Raw genomic sequence first — 16,999 nt, forward strand, 5'->3', positions numbered from 1 at the left:
TAAGATATGTTTTTAAATCCTGCGGACTTTTTAATTTTTTCAAAAAACAGTTGACAAAAATTAAATTATTGGTAAAATTATCATGTAATAATTTTTATTATAAAATAATTTTTATTATATGGAGGGAATTAAGATGAAGAAATTTATTTGCACAATCTGTGGTTATGTTTATGAAGGAGACGAAGCACCAGAAAAATGTCCTCAATGTAACGCTCCAAAAGATAAGTTTGTAGAACAAAAAAGCACTGATTTAACATGGGCTGACGAACATCGTATCGGTGTAGCTAAAGACATTGATCCTGAAGTTTTAGAAGGATTAAGACAAAACTTCATCGGCGAATGTACTGAAGTTGGAATGTACTTAGCTATGTCTCGTCAGGCAGACAGAGAAGGCTATCCAGAAGTAGCTGAAGCTTATAAGAGAATTGCTTGGGAAGAAGCAGAACATGCTGCTAAATTCGCAGAACTCTTAGGCGAAGTTGTTGCAAGTGATACAAAGAAAAACCTTCAAATGAGAGTGGATGCAGAACATGGCGCTTGCCAAGGCAAGAAAGATCTTGCTACCAGAGCAAAACAATTAAATTATGATGCTATTCATGACACCGTTCATGAAATGTGCAAAGACGAAGCAAGACATGGCGCTGCTTTCAAAGGTTTATTAGATAGATACTTCGGTAAATAATAAATCAATAAGATACAGCCCTTGACAGTTGGTAAAACAACCGTCAAGGGCTTTTTCATGTTTAAAAGATTTCTAATCATCAGGGGAAAAATTTGACATTATGTAGAAACATCTGTTCTTATAATCTATTTACATAGAACATATGTTTTTATATAATAATATCTATAGATCAACCTGGGAGGTGCTACTTTGAATACCGATCATCGTACGATTATGCACATTGATGTGAATTCTGCCTTCTTAAGCTGGGAGGCTGTCTATAGATTACAGCATGGAGATGCTTTAGATCTTAGAACTGTCCCTTCTGTTGTGGGAGGCGATCCTGTCATAAGGCGCGGTATTGTCCTTGCTAAGTCTGTCCCTGCAAAAAAATATAAGATTAAAACAGGGGAGTCCATATTTTCAGCTCTGCAGAAATGCCCGAGCCTTATCATTGTTCCTCCCCGTTATGATTTATATATCCAATGCAGCAATAATCTGATCAAATTGCTCGAAGAATATTCTCCGGCTGTTCAGCGATACAGTGTGGATGAATGTTTTCTTGACTATACCAATATGGAATATCACTTTGGGCCTCCTCTGTCCGCTGCCCATACCATAAAAGAGCGGATTAAAAAGGAATTAGGCTTTACAGTCAATATTGGGATATCCAGCAATAAATTATTGGCTAAAATGGCATCGGACTTTCAAAAGCCGGATAAAATACATACTTTATATCTCCATGAAATAGAAGAAAAAATGTGGCCTCTGCCTGTAGAAGACCTGTTTATGGTAGGCAGATCTACTGCCCCAAAACTTCATAAATTAGGCATCTATACGATCGGTGATCTGGCAAAAGCAAATCCTAAATTTTTATATCAACACCTTAAAAGTCATGGAACCCTCATATGGAATTTTGCCAATGGAATTGAGAATTCTCCTGTAACCCGTGAGAAATCTGCCCCCATAAAAAGCATAGGAAATTCCACCACGATTTCTTTTGATGTGACTGATCAAAGGACTGCTCACTTAATTCTTCTGTCCTTGGTTGAAACGGTTGCAATGCGGCTCAGAAATGAAGAATGTTGTGGAAAACTCATTTCAGTATATATTAAAACCAATGACTTTAGGCACTATTCTCATCAAAAGAAATTAGAAATACCCACCGATTGTACCAATCATATTTTTAAGTATGCCTGCGAATTATTTGACGAAGCATGGAAAGGAGAGCCCATAAGACAACTGGGAGTAAGAATCTCTGATCTGTGCAGCAATCAGTTTTGTCAATTATCCTTATTTGATAGTTCTGATACTCAAAAACAAAAAGCAGTGGATAAGAGCATCGATCAGCTGAGAATGCGCTATGGTTCTATGGCTGTCATCAGGGCCAGTTTCCTCCACTCCCGCCTAAAACCCATTACGGGAGGCATTTTGGAAGAAGATTATGCAAGTATGTCCAGCATTCTATAGAAGGTGATTGCATGAAAATCGTAATGAAAAATATTGATGTGATTGCATGGTTTGACCAGGCTAAAGGACTTCTCCCTATAAAGTTTCGATTAAATGAAGGCGATTCCGACCTCATCGTAAAAATCGATAAAATTTGTACCAAAAAAGAAGAAAAGCTGGCAGGCAATCCGATGATTTCTTATACCTGCCAGAGCATTATTCACGGTACGCTTAAAATTTATGAAATTAAATATGAAATCAATACCTTAAAATGGTATTTGTATAAAATATAGAAAGCTCCTGCGCTTTCTTTTTATTATGCAAAAAATTACTCACAAGATTTGACACTTATTTCTAGATATGCTATGATCATATATGAAGTTTAAATATCTAATTATGATATATATTGGACAAAAGTAGATAGAAATAAGACAAGCAATTGATATTCAATACAATTGCTTTTTTATTTTGTAAGAATAATATTTCTCATTATACTTAGGAGGCGGAATTATGGCCAAGATTGTCGTAATCGGCGGAGGCTGGTCTGGCTGCGCCGCTGCCATCATCGCTGTTAAAGCTGGTGCAGAAGTTACTTTACTTGAAAGAACGGACATGCTTCTTGGAACAGGACTTGTCGGAGGAATCATGCGAAACAACGGAAGATTTACTGCTGCGGAAGAAATGATTGCCATGGGTGGCGGAGACCTATTTAAGATATGTGATGAAAATGCACGCCATAAAAATATTCATTTTCCAGGACATGAGCATGCCACTCTCTATGATATTGCAGCTACCCACGGAGCAGTCTTAAACTACATAAAGGGGTTAGGCATAAAGATTGTTTTTCAAGCCAGAGTTACCCAAGTCTCTGTAGAAAATGAATCCATAATATCTGTTACCGATGCCCAAGGGCGAACTTTCGAAGGCGACGCTTTTATCGATACAACGGGAACTGCAGGACCTATGAACAACTGTACAAAGTACGGAAATGGCTGTGCCATGTGCATCCTAAGATGTCCAAGTTTCGGAGGCAGAGTAAGTGTTGCAGGTCTTGCCGGTCTTAAAGAAATGGTCGGCAAAAAGCCTAATGGAAGTATAGGGGCTATGAGCGGTTCATGTAAATTGTATAAGGAATCCCTTTCTAAGGAAATTCAAAAAGAATTAAATACAAAAGGTGTTTGCATCGTACCTATCCCCGATGAATTGATCGAAGACCATCTGGATGTTAAGGCATGTCAGCAATATGCCCTGGAAGAATTTAAGTCTAATATCATTTTATTGGATACAGGCCATGCAAAATTAATGTCCCCTTACTTCACCCTGGAAAGATTAAGAAAAATACCTGGATTTGAAAATGCGAGATATGAAGATCCCTATGCCGGTGGGAAAGGCAATTCCATGCGATATTTCGATATGGCATACAGAGACAACCACCTTAAAGTAGAAGGGTTAAATAATCTGTTCTGCGGAGGAGAAAAAGCAGGGCTATTGGTAGGACACACAGAAGCGATTGTGACTGGAACTCTGGCAGGACATAACAGCGTACGATGTGCTTTAGGTATGGACTTGCTGCAATTACCAGAAGATCTGGCGGTGGGAGATGCTATTTCCTACGTTAAGAAAGCCATGGCAACTGAAGAAGGCATGGGTAAAAAATATACCTTCTCAGGCTCTGTATACTTTGAACGGATGAAAAAACTCGGTATGTATACAACCGATATCAGCGAAATAGAAAGCAAAGTAACTTCTTTGTCTCTAAAGGACGTATTTAACAAAAAGCTGGCGAAAGCATAAAATATTTGTAGATAGAATTTTTAATCTCCCCAAGGAGGGTTTCATATGGTAACCTTAACCCCTTTACATTACGTATATTTTTTCATTGTACTTCTGGTAATCATAACCATGGCTTTTAAAAAAGACACCGTTCTGCCCTGCATCCTTGGAATATTTCTAGTGGGCTTTATGTATTCCGGCAGTTTGGTAAAAGGCATTCAAGTTGTGTATAATTCATTAATCACTGCCGGTAATGAGTTTTGGAGCATTATCCTCGTCATATCTTTAGTAGTAGCCATGTCCCATGCCTTAAGAGATATTGGCGCAGACGAACTGATGATGGTGCCTATTAAGAAACTTATGATTAATCCAAGTATCACTTTTTTGCCCTTGGATTTGTCATGCTCTTCTTTTCCTGGTTTATCTGGCCTTCTCCTGCGGTGGCACTGGTAGGCGCCATTATGCTTCCTGCCGCCCTAAAAGCCGGGCTCCCTCCCATTTGGGCTGCGGTAGCTATGAATATTTTCGGCCATGGGGTCGGTCTATCTGGCGATTACTTTATTCAGGGCGCTCCCGCCATTACGGCTAAAGCAGCAAATATCGATAATCCTCTCACGTTGATTCAAGCCAGCTTTCCTCTTTGGCTGGTTATGAGTATTGTTACTGTCGGATGCAGTTTCTTTATGATGAAAAAAGATCTTAAGAACTACGCCCCAAAAGCAAACAGCCCTGCAAAAGCACAATCAGCCGAAGCTTCAAAACCTACCATCGGCGTATATTTTGTCTCCATACTTACTCCACTGGCTTTTCTTTTGGATATTTATATCATGTACAAATATAAGCTAAAAGGCGGAGATGCAACGGCATTGGTAGGAGGAACCACCGTACTGATTATGGTCTTTGCTTCCATTATCAAGCATAATTTTGTTAATTCCTTTGAAAAGATCACGGATTATATCAGGGAAGGTTTTATGTTTGGTATAAAAATCTTCGCTCCGGTCATCATCATAGGTGCATTTTTCTTTTTAGGCAGTGAATAAAATGCCAAAATCATCCTTGGGCCTGATGCCACCGGATTGCTGTCCGATGTAGGACTTTACTTGTCGGATAAAATTGCCCTGTCAAAATTCTCTGTAGCCTTTGTTCAAATTGTTGTAGGCATTATAACCGGCCTTGATGGTTCAGGATTTTCCGGACTTCCTTTACTCGGCTCTTTGGCACAAACCTTTTCTGTTGCAATGGATATAAATAAAGAAGTTCTCGCTGCCTTAGGTCAGATCAGCACCATTTGGGTAGGAGGAGGAACGATTATTCCTTGGGGAATCATACCCGTAGCGGCCATATGTAATGTGGAACCCCTGGAACTGGCCAGGAAAAATCTTCCACCCGTAGTCATAGGATTTATAGCAACTTTTATTACGGCATTATTTTTCTTGTGATTCTTTCCAAATTAAAATCAAAAGCCGCAAACAATGTTATTTACAGTGTTTACGGCTTTTTCTATATATCAATCTTTCTTTAAGAAATGTTTATTAAAATGATTTTATACTTTTTATGTTTTATATTTAATGCTTCAAAATATTTTCCCTGAAAATATCCATATCTCGTTTGATACCATCTAATTTCGCAACTTTATTATTTAAATCCTAAAAGATCCAGTAGCTTCTTTTCAACATATCTGTTTTTCCCTTCATAAGGCAAATCATGTATATAAATAGCAGGATTAAAGTTTAATTCAATGATGCTGTGATTGTCTTGGCTGGGTTTCTCATAGATATCCTTAATAATCATATCCACTCCGCAAATTTTTGCTCCAACTGCTTTGGATGCCCCAACTGCAATATCTTTATACTCCTGTATGATTTCATCTGTAAAGTCAATGCTTTCTCCTCCAGTACTGATATTGGAGTTTTCCCGCAAGAAAACTGTTTCTCCTTCTTTTGGGATATCCTTAATCGTTCTCCCCTGAGAACTTAAAAAATCCATTTCAACTTTTCCAAGATTGATTTTCTCAAAAGGCGTAAGATGTCCTTCCCCTCTTAGGGGATTTTTATTTTTCTCTTCTACTAATTCTTCTATGGTATGGATACCGTCTCCTTTTACATTGGCAGGTATGCGGTGCAGTATTCCTGCTACTTCGTCTCCTAACACTAAGAAACGGTATTCTTTACCTGATATATATTCTTCAATTAATACTGTATCGTCATGCTCTAAAGCCAATTCTACTCCTTTAATATATTGCTCCTTAGAATAATGTTCTAAAAGAATGGTAATCCCTATGCCGAAGTTGGTATTCTTAGGTTTAATCACAACACCTTTATCACAAAAATCTTTCCAATGAATTTCTGCTTCCTCTTTGCTCTTTACTACGGTACCCTTTGGCACATTAAATCCATTTTCCCCTAATATTATTTTAGTAACCAGTTTGTTTTCCATAATCAGGGGAGCAATATAGCTGTCTAATGATGTCTTCGTAGCTTGTTTAATATATTCGACCTTGTCCCCTTTCTTTAACCGAATAAAATTCTCTCCGGCATCCAGGATATCTACCTGGATGTTCCTGTTTTGGGCTTCTTTTATAAGAATTACCGTAGAAAGTTCCAGTTTTTCATTGCTTATATCAGACATAATATCTCCCTCTTACATCGTTATTTTATTCTGAATTGCTCTTGCCATACCAAATTTGAGGTAATCTCCTTCATATTCCTTAATACCTTCACAGATTTTTGAAGAAGGAAGTTTGGAAATATCCTTTATTTTTTCATATTCATGATGAATAACCGTTTCATATTTTTGATTACAACCCGCTTTATCCATATAAATGGCAATGATTTTAAGTTTTTCAAAAATTACTTCTGCCCAGTCTTGCAGAGTAATTCTGTGATTCTCGTAATCCTTCAGGATTAAATTTTTTTTCCTTCCATAAAGAGCCACTGCCTGATGATTTCTATCCGCTTTTTCTAATATTTCCTCTGAAAGAAATTCACTGCTTTCAAAAAGGCAATACAACATAAATATTTGCATAAAGTATAATTGTTCCATGGAAATCCCTGCACTGTCAAAAGGATTAATATCTAAAATCCGAACTTCCATATATTTTACTCCTCTTTTTTCAAGAGCCATAATTTGAGTTTCTCCGTTTTGAGGGCTTTGTTTAAATCTCACAAAGGAATACAATTCCCCTTCATCCTGTAAAATATGATCATTGAGTTGGACTTGCTCATCTCCTCTGTAAATCCCCAGCTTCGCAAACTCTTCGCATTTTGTAGTCAACAGCCTTCTTACATCTTCAGTATACTGTGCCAATGTATTATAAGTTACCAAATTGCCCTTCTGAAATGTATTGCCATAGCCAAATGGACTAACTCTTAAAGAAGTTGCAGCTTCCAGATCTATATCTGGTATCGGTTTGTAGCTGGAGTGAAAAACAGGAGAGGCTCCAAAAAGATAAATCAATAACCATCGGTATTTAAGGAAATTTCTTGCTACAGCAAAATAGATTTCATCTGTAAATTCCCTCTTAGTTCTATTTTGACCATAGTGGTGAAATAAATAATCCATAATTGCTTCTCCAAAAGCAAAATTGTAATGGAGGCCACAAATCATTTGCATCTTTTTTCCGTATCGTAAAGCTAAACCTTTTCTATAAATGGTTCTTTTTCTTCCTTCTGTAGAAGCATTAAACTTTGCGATGGGAATATCTTCTTCCTCCGGCAGTCTTGGTGGCATACTCATAGGCCATAAATATTCATTCTCAAGGGCTTTTTCCACCTCAAGGTGCAATGCTTTTAAAGCTTGGTAAGTTTCCTCGACATCCGGATAAGGATTTGTAATCAGCTCTATTTGACTTTCAGAAAAATCTGTAGTGATATTAGGATTTTCCAGTTTATCTCCTAAGACCTTGGGATGTGCGGTTAAAGCAAGGTCTCCTGTTAAGAGAACTCTTGGAGATTCTCTTTCAATTCCCCAAGTCCCATCAAGCAGAAGTCTGGCGTTATTGTCATCTCTAAATAAATTCAATAACTCTGTGAAATGCCAGTTCATAGATTTCCTCTTCTCAAGTATCTTTTACACTTATTATATATAAATCCCTGACACTCTTCAAAGAAATATTTATGCTAAAAAACAGGCTTAAAATATAATCCTTCCCTCTACAAATTAATAACTGCTTAATTTTTACATGCGATAAAATAAATCGTAATTTTTGTCAATTGTTGTTGAAAAATGTTTAACAAAGTAGTATCATAGAACTATACCAATAGTAATTATTTCCTAGTACTATATATCGAATTTGTACAGTTTCTTCTAAATAATATCTCTTATAAGAACATTGATATTTTTATATAATAAATTTTTATAAGGAGGTATATCCATGAATATCTTAAATGGAAAGCCTTTTAAAAAAATAAGAAAGAAGAAGCTTCAGACTATCTCAAAAAAGAGCTTGAAAAGAGATTCAATGAATTGACTGAGAAATTCGAAATAAGCCTTTCTGAATTGCAAGAACATATGATGCATGGTCAAAACTTAGGAGAAATGGGCAGTTGAACCTATGATATTCAAAGCAAAGAAATTTTTAGAACAGAAAAAGTGTATCATCTTTTAGAGTGCAGCCAACAATCCTTAGGAAATAACCTGGAAGAATTTTATGCACATGTACATCCAGATGACTTGGAGATGGTAAAAAATGCATATAATAAAATGTTAGAAGGTATTGAATACGATATTCAATACCGAATCATTACTGACAAAGGAACTGAAAAGTACATTCATGAAAAAACCAGCGCCTTATATGATATAGATAACAAGCCCATTAAAGTATTTGGAATTATGCAAGATATTACAGAACAAAAACAAATAGAAAAACATCTGAAAGAAATAAGTGAACATATGAATCAGGCACAAATGCTCTCCGGAATTGGAAGCTGGAAATATGATATTTTAGAAGAAAAATTCTGGGGTTCTCCTGAAATGTTTAATATTTATGGCAGCAAACTAGAAAATAACGATGGCGATTATACAAATTTACTTAAATTAATACATCCTGACGACCAACCCAAAGTTCAAGAAGCGATTAATACATATCTGGCAGGAAAACCTTATGAAATGGAATGTCGTATTTTATTAAACGACGGCTCTCTAAAATACATTATTGCAAAAGGACTTCCAACAGTAGATCAAGATGGACAAGTTATAAGTATTCTAGGAACAATACAAGACATTACAGAACAAAAAAGATTACAGCAAGAAATCGAAAAAATTCAAAAAAGATTTCAAATTCTTGTACAAGAATCGAATGATGTTTTTGAAATAATTGCTCCTGATGGAACAATAAAATATGTAAGCGAAGCATCTGAAAAAATTATCGGATACAAACCGGAAGATAGAATAGGCAAAAATATATATGATTTCTATGAGGGCGTTCAATTAGATAGAGTAAAAAGTATGGTCAAAGCTGCAATAGAATATCCTGATAAAGTCGTTCATGGCAATATTCTTTTTAACAATATTTATCTGGACGTCCATCTGAAAAATTTAATACATGAACCTGTCATAGAAGGAATTGTAGTCAATTTTAGGGATATTACAAATAGAATAAAAATGGAACAAAAAATGGCTTATATCTCTACCCATGACACTTTAACAGGTCTTCCGAATCAAACTTATTTAAAAAAACAATTAAGAAATGAATGTCAATTAAGTAATTCGAAAAGAAGTAACTTTGCTCTTATGATGCTAGATATTGATGGGCTAAAAAATATCAATTATTCTTTAGGATACGAAACAGGAAACAAACTGATTATGGCAATTGTTGATAGATTGAAGAATTTTTCATATCAAGAAATATTTATTAGCCGATATTCAGATAGTACTTTTGGGATTATTGTAAAAGGTCAGGAAACTTCTGAGGAATATGCACATATTGCCCGACAACTCATTGAATTATTAAAAAAGCCTTATAAGATAGGAAAATATGAATTAGATATCACCGTCAATATAGGAATCTGCATGTACCCAACGGATGCACGAAATGTGGATTCTCTTAGCAAAAATGCAAAGATCGCTTTATTCAGAGGAAGAAAAGAAGGTAAAAATAGATTTAAATTTTATAATTCTGATTTAGGCATCCAGAATTATAAAAATTATATCATGCGAACACATTTATATCATGCAATAGAAAAAAATGAAATGAAAGTTTATTATCAACCTATAGTTAATTTAAAAGACAATAAAATATTAGCAGCTGAAGCATTGATTCGCTGGGAACACCCTATGTGGGGAATGATATTGCTGGATGAATTTATGCCTTTAGCGGAAGAAACTGGATTAATCATTGATATTGGAAAATGGATGTTAAGACAAGTTTGTTATAATTATAGCCAATGGCTCCAAAAAGGATTCCCTAACATAAAAGTATGTATTCACTTTTCTAGTGTCCAGTTTATGGAAAATAATTTTGAAGATAATATTCTGGATATTATTAAAGAATTTAATTTAAATCCGGACTTTCTTATCATGGAAATTACCGAAAGTATTATCATGGAGAAAAAAGGAAGGTTCTTACGTGCTATTAAAAAGCTTCAATCCGCTGGAATACAGTTGGCAATTGACGATTTTGGAAAAAGTTTTTCCACTCTTGCTCATTTACACACTATGAATATTGATATTATAAAAATTGACAATTTCTTTATACAAAATTGTATGGCGGATCCAAAGTGTAATATCATTCTCAGCGCCATCATTGATACCGCTAAAAAACTTAAACTCAGAGTTGTTTCTGAAGGTATTGAAACATGGGAACAGTTATATTACTTGCGGGAATTAAATTGTTATGCAGGACAAGGTTCCTTATATGCCGGTCCTGTTCCATTAAAAGAATTCGAAAAAATGTTAGCTACAGGAAAATGCAAACCTGTTGTCGTTAATAATACGCCTCTAATATCTCGGGAAGAAAGACGAAAATACTTTAGAATTCAATTTTATCAGCTACTAGAAGCAAGTATAACCATTAAAGAGATACAAGGAAAAAAAGTAAATGTAGGAGATACCAAAGTATTGGTAAAAAATATTGGCCCAGGAGGACTATGCTTTCTTTCCAACATCAAAATGCCTATCAAGAAACATTTTATTATACAATGCTCGACTCAATTGATAGGAGAAGAAATCCAGGTATGTGGCCACCTTGTTTGGGCGGAAGAACTTGAGCCTAATATATATGAATATGGCGTTGAATTTATTATCGATGAAAATGAAAGAGGCAATTTGATCAAAATTTTAAATCAAGTACAAATCAAAATGAAAAAAGATTTATTGTTTGCTGAAGGAAACTTCACACCATATTCTGCAAAAAAATATTTTGCTACAGAAATTGTCAACTTATAATGCCAAGTATGAATAGTATAAATGCTGTGATATATGAATCAATCATATATCACAGCATTTATGTTTTTATACTAAATATATCCTTAACCACCTTAATAACTTTTAAATGAATTATTCTTCAACTTTGTTGGTGATATACTCTTGCATTTTTTTATATTGGGCTTCCAAAATAATAATTTTATTGCCTTCTCTGGATATATATCCCTCTTCTTCAATCTTTTTAATCGATCGATTGATGGTTTTAATACTTAAGCCTGACTGATCAGCAATATCCTGGCGAGTGAATTTTAAAACACATTTATTGTTTTCAGCCATCTTTTCATATAAATGAATAAATAAAAGGATAACTCTATCGACCCCCTGGGAAAATAGAAAAATCCGTTCTTTTCTTGCTTGTTCTAAAAGATAACTTCCCATGGACTTTGTTTCAAGCAATAAGGTATTAATATCATTTCTCATCCATCTTTCAAATTTATCCTTTGAAATCACCAACATTGTACAGGGGGTCACTGTTGTAAGGGTGGTCATATAATTCTGAAGGTCTAGTAGTATTTCCATAGAGCCAAAGGTTTTAACAGGATAAAACCACATATAGTTGTATACAATCCCAAAAATTCTATAATCCAAAGCTTTAACAATACCTTCAACTAAGATATAAACCGTATCTACTTCATTTTTTTCTCTGATAAACACATGATCCTTTTCCATGTGAACAATCTGAAAAGAATCTAGCAGCCACATAGGTGCGTTTTTTAGATATGCCTCTAAATATTCTTTTTCGGAACCTTTTAGAGTATTTTGTAATGCCATCAGTTTCTTAATATTGCTTTCCGTCTGAGTCATTATCGGTTCCCCCTTGAGATCATTATATCATATTTTATAAGGTCCTTTATAAATAGCTTTAAGAAACTCTAGGAAATTTCCACTCTCTTGTTTTCTATTAACAATCTTTTCACTAATATGCTTCTTACCTATTAAACAAAAGAATTTCCAGTCTTTCCGATATGACTTGTATCATAGGCCCGGCTGTAAATGCAGTCACTAAAGTAATCACACCCAGCTTACCACCTAATAAAACGCCGATTAATACCATAGATATGTCAAACACTATCTTAGTCCTTTTATAATCCCATGAGAGCTTGTCTTTAATGGTCATCACCAGTCCGGTGAACGGGTCTAATCCGATATCCATAACGATAAAAATCGCCACTCCCGTATATAGCAAAAAACATCCTGTTAGCCCTGCAAGGATGCGCAATGTCAGTGTATCCGAGACTGCCAATGCACTATAAAGTTTTGTTCCTATGTCTACAAAAAAGCCATAGGGGACAATATATATAAATGTTCCAATGTTCACATATTTTTTCCCTATAAATAATAATAAAATGATTAGTCCTATATTAACGACATTAGAAGCCATTCCTAACTGCCTGGTGGATAAATTAAAAAAATTTCTTACGCCGTCATATACAATGCCAATAGGATCATTTCCAAGCATCGTAGAAGCATTAAAAGCTACTCCAACTCCCACGAAAAAAATACCTATTAGTCCGTAAATCATTTTCATGCCGCTTTTTAGTTTCATATCGGTCCTCTTCCTGTAGTTCTAAGTTATACTTCTGTCTAAACAATCCAAGTAGGAATAAAGCCATCTTAAAAAGTATTCTCTTTAAGATGGCTTTTGTTTTCATATCTTTAAAACTTATTGAATGGGTTCAACTTTTACAAGATTGGTTGGTAAGTCTGCTACGTTTTCTGCTACGTCGTTTTTATTGATTTGAATACTTCCGTCTGCAATTTTATTATAAATAGCAGTATATTGTTCTTGTGTGAATTGTTTAAATCTTGAAGTTTCCATTGGTAATTGAACATTATTGGTTTTTACATCGAGAGTCACTGCAGTACCGCCTTCAAAAGTACCGCGATAATATTCATCAATTGCATCGTAAACAGATTTACTTAAATTCTTCATCGCAGATGTGATAACAGTTTCAGATTCACCGGATTGGTCAACGTCAACACCGATTACTTTAGTTCCTGCGGTTTCAGCTGCTTTCATAACAGAGTTTCCAACGCCACCACCACAGGCAAAAATAAGTTCTGTTCCTTCATTGTACCATGCTGCTGCTTTAGACATGTTTTCCGGAGATGCATCAAAGTTACCTACATAGGTGTATTTGATAGTAACATCGCCTTTAGCTAATCCCAATTCTTGTGCTGCATAATCTGCACCCTGGATGAATCCATAGCCGAAACGTACAACTGCAGGTACTGCAATACCACCCATAAATCCAAGCTGTCTGTATCCATCCTGTACTGCTGCATAACCTGCTAAAAATCCTGCTTGTTCTTCAGCATAATAGATTGCTTTTACATTGGATTTGATATCGTAATTATAATCTCCGCTGTGAGGCGCACCATCTATAAGAATAAAGGTTACATCAGGATATTTTAATTGCGCATTATATACAGGCACTTCAAAAAGATATCCTGGACATACGATCACTTTTGCACCACCTTTTACAGCAAGGCCAATAGAGGTCATAATCGCATCGTCTGATTTCTCAGAGGGTTGATAGTATTTATAGGAAATACCTTTTTGTTCTGCATAGGCTTTAACCCCTTCCCATGAGCCCTGGTTAAAGGATTTGTCATCAATAGTTCCTACGTCAGTAATCAATGCCAGTTCTGCTCCAGCGGAGTTGTCCTGTTTTGTTGTAGTTTCCTGAGTTGCTCCACCTGATGTTTCTTCAGTCTTTGTTGTATTGCTTTGGCCACAGCCAACCAATGCTGTAATACTTACTGCTGCTGCCAACATTAAACTGATTAATTTTCTTTTCATCATTATTTTCTCCCCCTAATAATTTTTTGGTTTTTCACCTTTTATGAATTGAACTGCAGAGCTTGTGCCTATTCGCTCACACCCTGCATTTAAAAACATCTCTAAATCCTTAAGACTTCTTACGCCACCGGCAGCTTTCATCTTGACACCGGGAGCAATATGGGCTTTAAACAGATTAATATCTTCTATGGTTGCACCACCTGTTCCAAAGCCTGTAGAGGTCTTAATATAGTCTGCTCCTGCTTCGGAAACGATTTTACACATAGCGATTTTTTCTTCTTCTGTAAGATAACATGTTTCAATAATCACTTTTAAAATTTTGTCTCCCACAAGCTTTTTAAGTGCAGCTATTTCATCTTTAATTGCTTCGTAGTTTTTATTTTTTACATCGCTGATATTGATAACCATATCAATTTCACTGGCGCCATCTTCCAATGCTTTCTGAACTTCAGCCATCTTTGCTTCTTTCACACTATAGCCCAATGGAAAGCCTACTACAGTACAAATATTGATTTTTTCTCCATAGGTATCATGGACTCTTTTTACATAACATGGTGGAATACATACGGACGCTGTTTGATATTCTATCGCTTCTTCACAGAGCTTTTGAATATCTTCCCATGCAGCAACAGCTTTCAGCAGTGTATGGTCCACATGCTGCAGCATTTCTTGTATTGTCATTTTATCCCCCTTTTCAAGGTGTATTAAGTTTAATCTTTTAATGTCTTCCCTATTTCGGTAATGGATTTTGTGATTAATTCTTTAAATAATGGAGCTACCTTATCGGCAGTTTCCTGTACTTCTTCATGGCTTAAAGGTTGCTCACTCATTCCGGCAGCCAAATTCGAAATACAAGAAATTCCGCATATTTTCATTCCCATATGCTTTGCTGCAATCGCTTCACAGGCTGTACTCATCCCTACCGCATCTGCCCCTAAGGTTCTGCACATCCTTATTTCTGCGGGACTTTCATAGTTAGGACCTGAAAGCTGGAGATAAACCCCTTCCTTCAAGGAAATATTCAAGGAAGCTGCCACATCTTTAATGATATTTCTTAAGTTCTTATCATAGATTTCACTCATATCGGGGAAGCGAACCCCTAATTCGTTAATATTTGCTCCTTTTAATGGGGATTCAACAAAACTCGCAATCTGATCCTTAATGAGCATGAAATCTCCCGGCTTAAAATCATAATTTGTTCCTCCGGCAGCATTGGTCAGAAATAATACTTCTGCTCCCATAAGCTTCATCAATCTTATGGGAAGGACCACATCATCCATAGAGTATCCCTCGTAATAGTGAACTCTGCCCTGCATAATCACTACCGGAACCTGATTCACATATCCAAAAATAAATCTTCCTTTATGCCCCGGAACTGTAGATACGGGAAATTCTTCAATATCATGATAGTCAAGCACAGCTTCCACCTGTATGGAATCCCCATAATCTCCTAAACCAGAGCCCAATACCAAGGCTACTTTAGGCTGAAATTGAATTTTTTCTTTGTAGCATTTGTAACATCTTAAAAGTTTGTTGTATCTTCTGTTCATACTGCCCTCCTTTATACATATTTCACTATTTTATCTTTTTCAATCCTTGCAAGGATTAAAGGTCTTTCCGTAGGTGTAGTATCTTCAATAGTAAATGCTTCTATTAGTTTGTCTTCTGATGCCTTAAATAATTCTTGATTATTCGCATATAAAGTAGCTAGAACTTCTCCTTTTTCTACATATTTCCCTACTTTGTTCCTAAGTATAATGCCTGCTGAATAATCAATCGCGCTGTCTTTGGTTTCTCTGCCGGCACCTAAAAGCATCGATGCTATACCACAGTCTTCTGAATTGATACGGGTAATATATCCTGATTTTGGCGCTTTCACTTCATAAGACCACTTAGCTTTTTCAAACTTATCCGTATCTTTTATTACGGAAGCATCTCCGCCCTGAGCTTCTACCATGCTGATAAGTTTTTCCAGGGCTTTTCCGTTTGCAATAGCGTCTCTTGCCATTTGTATGCATTCCGGAAGTTCTCCTTTTCCTGCCAGATACAGCATATTCCCTGCCAGACGAATACAAATTTCTGTCAGGTCTTCCGGACCATGCCCTTTTAAAGTTTCAACCGCTTCAATCACTTCTAGTGCATTTCCAATATTATTGCCAAGAGGGATGTCCATATCCGTAATTAAAGCAGCGGTTCTTCTTCCTGAGTTTTCTCCGATTTTTACCATGCATTCTGCCAGGGCAATTGAGTCTTCAAGACTCTTCATAAAGGCTCCGCTTCCGGTTTTAACATCCAGAAGGATACAATCACTGCCTGCAGCTAATTTCTTACTCATAATAGAAACTGCAATAAGAGGAATACTGTCTACCGTAGCAGTTACGTCCCTTAAAGCATACAGCTTTTTATCTGCCGGGGTTAAATTCCCCGATTGTCCGATGACACTTAACCCTGCTTTATTGACCACATCAAAGAATTCTTCCTGGGTCAGGGACAACTTGATACCGGGAATTGATTCCATCTTATCAATGGTCCCTCCTGTATGCCCTAAACCTCTTCCGGACATTTTTGCTACCTTTACGCCATAGGAAGCTACGATAGGCGCAATGATTAAAGTGGTTTTGTCTCCTACGCCCCCTGTTGAATGTTTATCTACCTTAATGCCCTCGATACCTGAAAGATCTACCGTATCTCCGGAACGGGCCACTGCATCTGTCATGATAAAAATTTCTTCCTCAGTCATTCCTTTAAAGTATACGGCCATTAAAAATGCCGACATTTGATAATCAGGAATATTCCCTGCAACGTATTCTTCAATCAGGTATCTGATTTCTGCTTCCGTTAAAGCTTCACCATTTCTTTTTTTCATAATAAGGTCATACATTCTCATTGGT

The 16,999-nt window shown here is 36.1% G+C and carries 16 protein-coding genes; 8 read left to right on the plus strand and 8 right to left on the minus strand.

The genetic code is table 11. The features are described 5' to 3' along the window. The first annotated feature begins 133 nt into the window (after positions 1 to 133). The 7 genes from JOD07_RS05880 (at position 134) to JOD07_RS15800 (ending at position 5,322) form a co-directional block, all read left to right on the plus strand. Positions 134 to 682 carry an NADH peroxidase gene (locus JOD07_RS05880; RefSeq protein WP_204612845.1) on the plus strand — a complete coding sequence of 183 codons (549 nt, stop codon included), beginning with the start codon at positions 134 to 136 and terminating at the stop codon, positions 680 to 682. Positions 683 to 871: 189 nt separating this feature from the next. Then, positions 872 to 2,131 carry a DNA polymerase Y family protein gene (locus tag JOD07_RS05885; RefSeq protein ID WP_330636161.1) on the plus strand — a complete coding sequence of 420 codons (1,260 nt, stop codon included), beginning with the start codon at positions 872 to 874 and terminating at the stop codon, positions 2,129 to 2,131. 11 nt (positions 2,132 to 2,142) lie between these two features. Continuing rightward, positions 2,143 to 2,403, plus strand: coding sequence for a hypothetical protein (locus tag JOD07_RS05890; protein WP_158739515.1), 261 nt, complete (start codon positions 2,143 to 2,145; stop codon positions 2,401 to 2,403). A gap of 217 nt (positions 2,404 to 2,620) precedes the next feature. Beyond that, entirely contained in the window at positions 2,621 to 3,904 is a 1,284-nt protein-coding gene (locus JOD07_RS05895; RefSeq protein ID WP_204612780.1) for an FAD-dependent oxidoreductase, read from the plus strand. A 45-nt stretch (positions 3,905 to 3,949) separates the two neighbouring features. Next, the gene (locus tag JOD07_RS15790; protein WP_330636162.1) at positions 3,950 to 4,336 is read left to right on the plus strand and encodes a hypothetical protein; all 387 of its coding nucleotides are present in this window, start codon (positions 3,950 to 3,952) and stop codon (positions 4,334 to 4,336) included. Continuing rightward, a complete protein-coding gene (locus JOD07_RS15795) occupies positions 4,324 to 4,923 on the plus strand; it encodes a hypothetical protein (RefSeq protein ID WP_330636164.1) in 600 nt (199 codons plus the stop codon). The genes JOD07_RS15790 and JOD07_RS15795 overlap by 13 nt, the downstream gene beginning before the upstream one ends. 60 nt (positions 4,924 to 4,983) lie before the next feature. Continuing rightward, on the plus strand, positions 4,984 to 5,322 hold the full coding sequence (locus JOD07_RS15800; RefSeq protein WP_330636166.1) for a hypothetical protein: 339 nt from the start codon (positions 4,984 to 4,986) through the stop codon (positions 5,320 to 5,322). A gap of 196 nt (positions 5,323 to 5,518) precedes the next feature. Here JOD07_RS15800 and gshAB read toward each other — a convergent pair whose 3' ends face one another. Then, positions 5,519 to 6,511 (minus strand): bifunctional glutamate--cysteine ligase GshA/glutathione synthetase GshB, encoded by a 993-nt coding sequence (gene gshAB / locus JOD07_RS05905; protein WP_204612782.1) that lies wholly within the window; start codon positions 6,509 to 6,511, stop codon positions 5,519 to 5,521. A gap of 12 nt (positions 6,512 to 6,523) precedes the next feature. Continuing rightward, positions 6,524 to 7,927, minus strand: a complete 1,404-nt coding sequence (locus JOD07_RS05910; protein WP_204612784.1) for a glutamate--cysteine ligase — start codon at positions 7,925 to 7,927, stop codon at positions 6,524 to 6,526. A gap of 528 nt (positions 7,928 to 8,455) precedes the next feature. On the opposite strand from JOD07_RS05910, the gene JOD07_RS05915 reads away from it, so the two are divergent. Next, on the plus strand, positions 8,456 to 11,266 hold the full coding sequence (locus JOD07_RS05915; RefSeq protein ID WP_330636174.1) for an EAL domain-containing protein: 2,811 nt from the start codon (positions 8,456 to 8,458) through the stop codon (positions 11,264 to 11,266). Positions 11,267 to 11,377: 111 nt separating this feature from the next. Here JOD07_RS05915 and JOD07_RS05920 read toward each other — a convergent pair whose 3' ends face one another. From JOD07_RS05920 to JOD07_RS05945, 6 genes are all read right to left on the minus strand, one after another. Then, complete coding sequence (locus JOD07_RS05920) at positions 11,378 to 12,109, minus strand: Crp/Fnr family transcriptional regulator (protein WP_207756839.1); 732 nt, start codon at positions 12,107 to 12,109, stop codon at positions 11,378 to 11,380. Positions 12,110 to 12,233: 124 nt separating this feature from the next. Next, positions 12,234 to 12,851 (minus strand): YczE/YyaS/YitT family protein, encoded by a 618-nt coding sequence (locus JOD07_RS05925; protein WP_204612788.1) that lies wholly within the window; start codon positions 12,849 to 12,851, stop codon positions 12,234 to 12,236. 117 nt (positions 12,852 to 12,968) lie between these two features. Further along, positions 12,969 to 14,108, minus strand: coding sequence for a BMP family lipoprotein (locus JOD07_RS05930; RefSeq protein WP_204612857.1), 1,140 nt, complete (start codon positions 14,106 to 14,108; stop codon positions 12,969 to 12,971). Between the two features lie 15 nt (positions 14,109 to 14,123). Beyond that, the gene (gene deoC, locus JOD07_RS05935; RefSeq protein ID WP_204612790.1) at positions 14,124 to 14,789 is read right to left on the minus strand and encodes a deoxyribose-phosphate aldolase; all 666 of its coding nucleotides are present in this window, start codon (positions 14,787 to 14,789) and stop codon (positions 14,124 to 14,126) included. Positions 14,790 to 14,818: 29 nt separating this feature from the next. Continuing rightward, complete coding sequence (locus JOD07_RS05940; RefSeq protein ID WP_204612792.1) at positions 14,819 to 15,658, minus strand: purine-nucleoside phosphorylase; 840 nt, start codon at positions 15,656 to 15,658, stop codon at positions 14,819 to 14,821. A gap of 11 nt (positions 15,659 to 15,669) precedes the next feature. After that, positions 15,670 to 16,995, minus strand: coding sequence for a pyrimidine-nucleoside phosphorylase (locus tag JOD07_RS05945; protein ID WP_204612794.1), 1,326 nt, complete (start codon positions 16,993 to 16,995; stop codon positions 15,670 to 15,672). Between the last annotated feature and the right edge of the window lie 4 nt (positions 16,996 to 16,999).

Origin of the sequence: Defluviitalea raffinosedens, from assembly GCF_016908775.1 — a bacterium.
GTDB lineage: Bacteria > Bacillota > Clostridia > Lachnospirales > Defluviitaleaceae > Defluviitalea > Defluviitalea raffinosedens.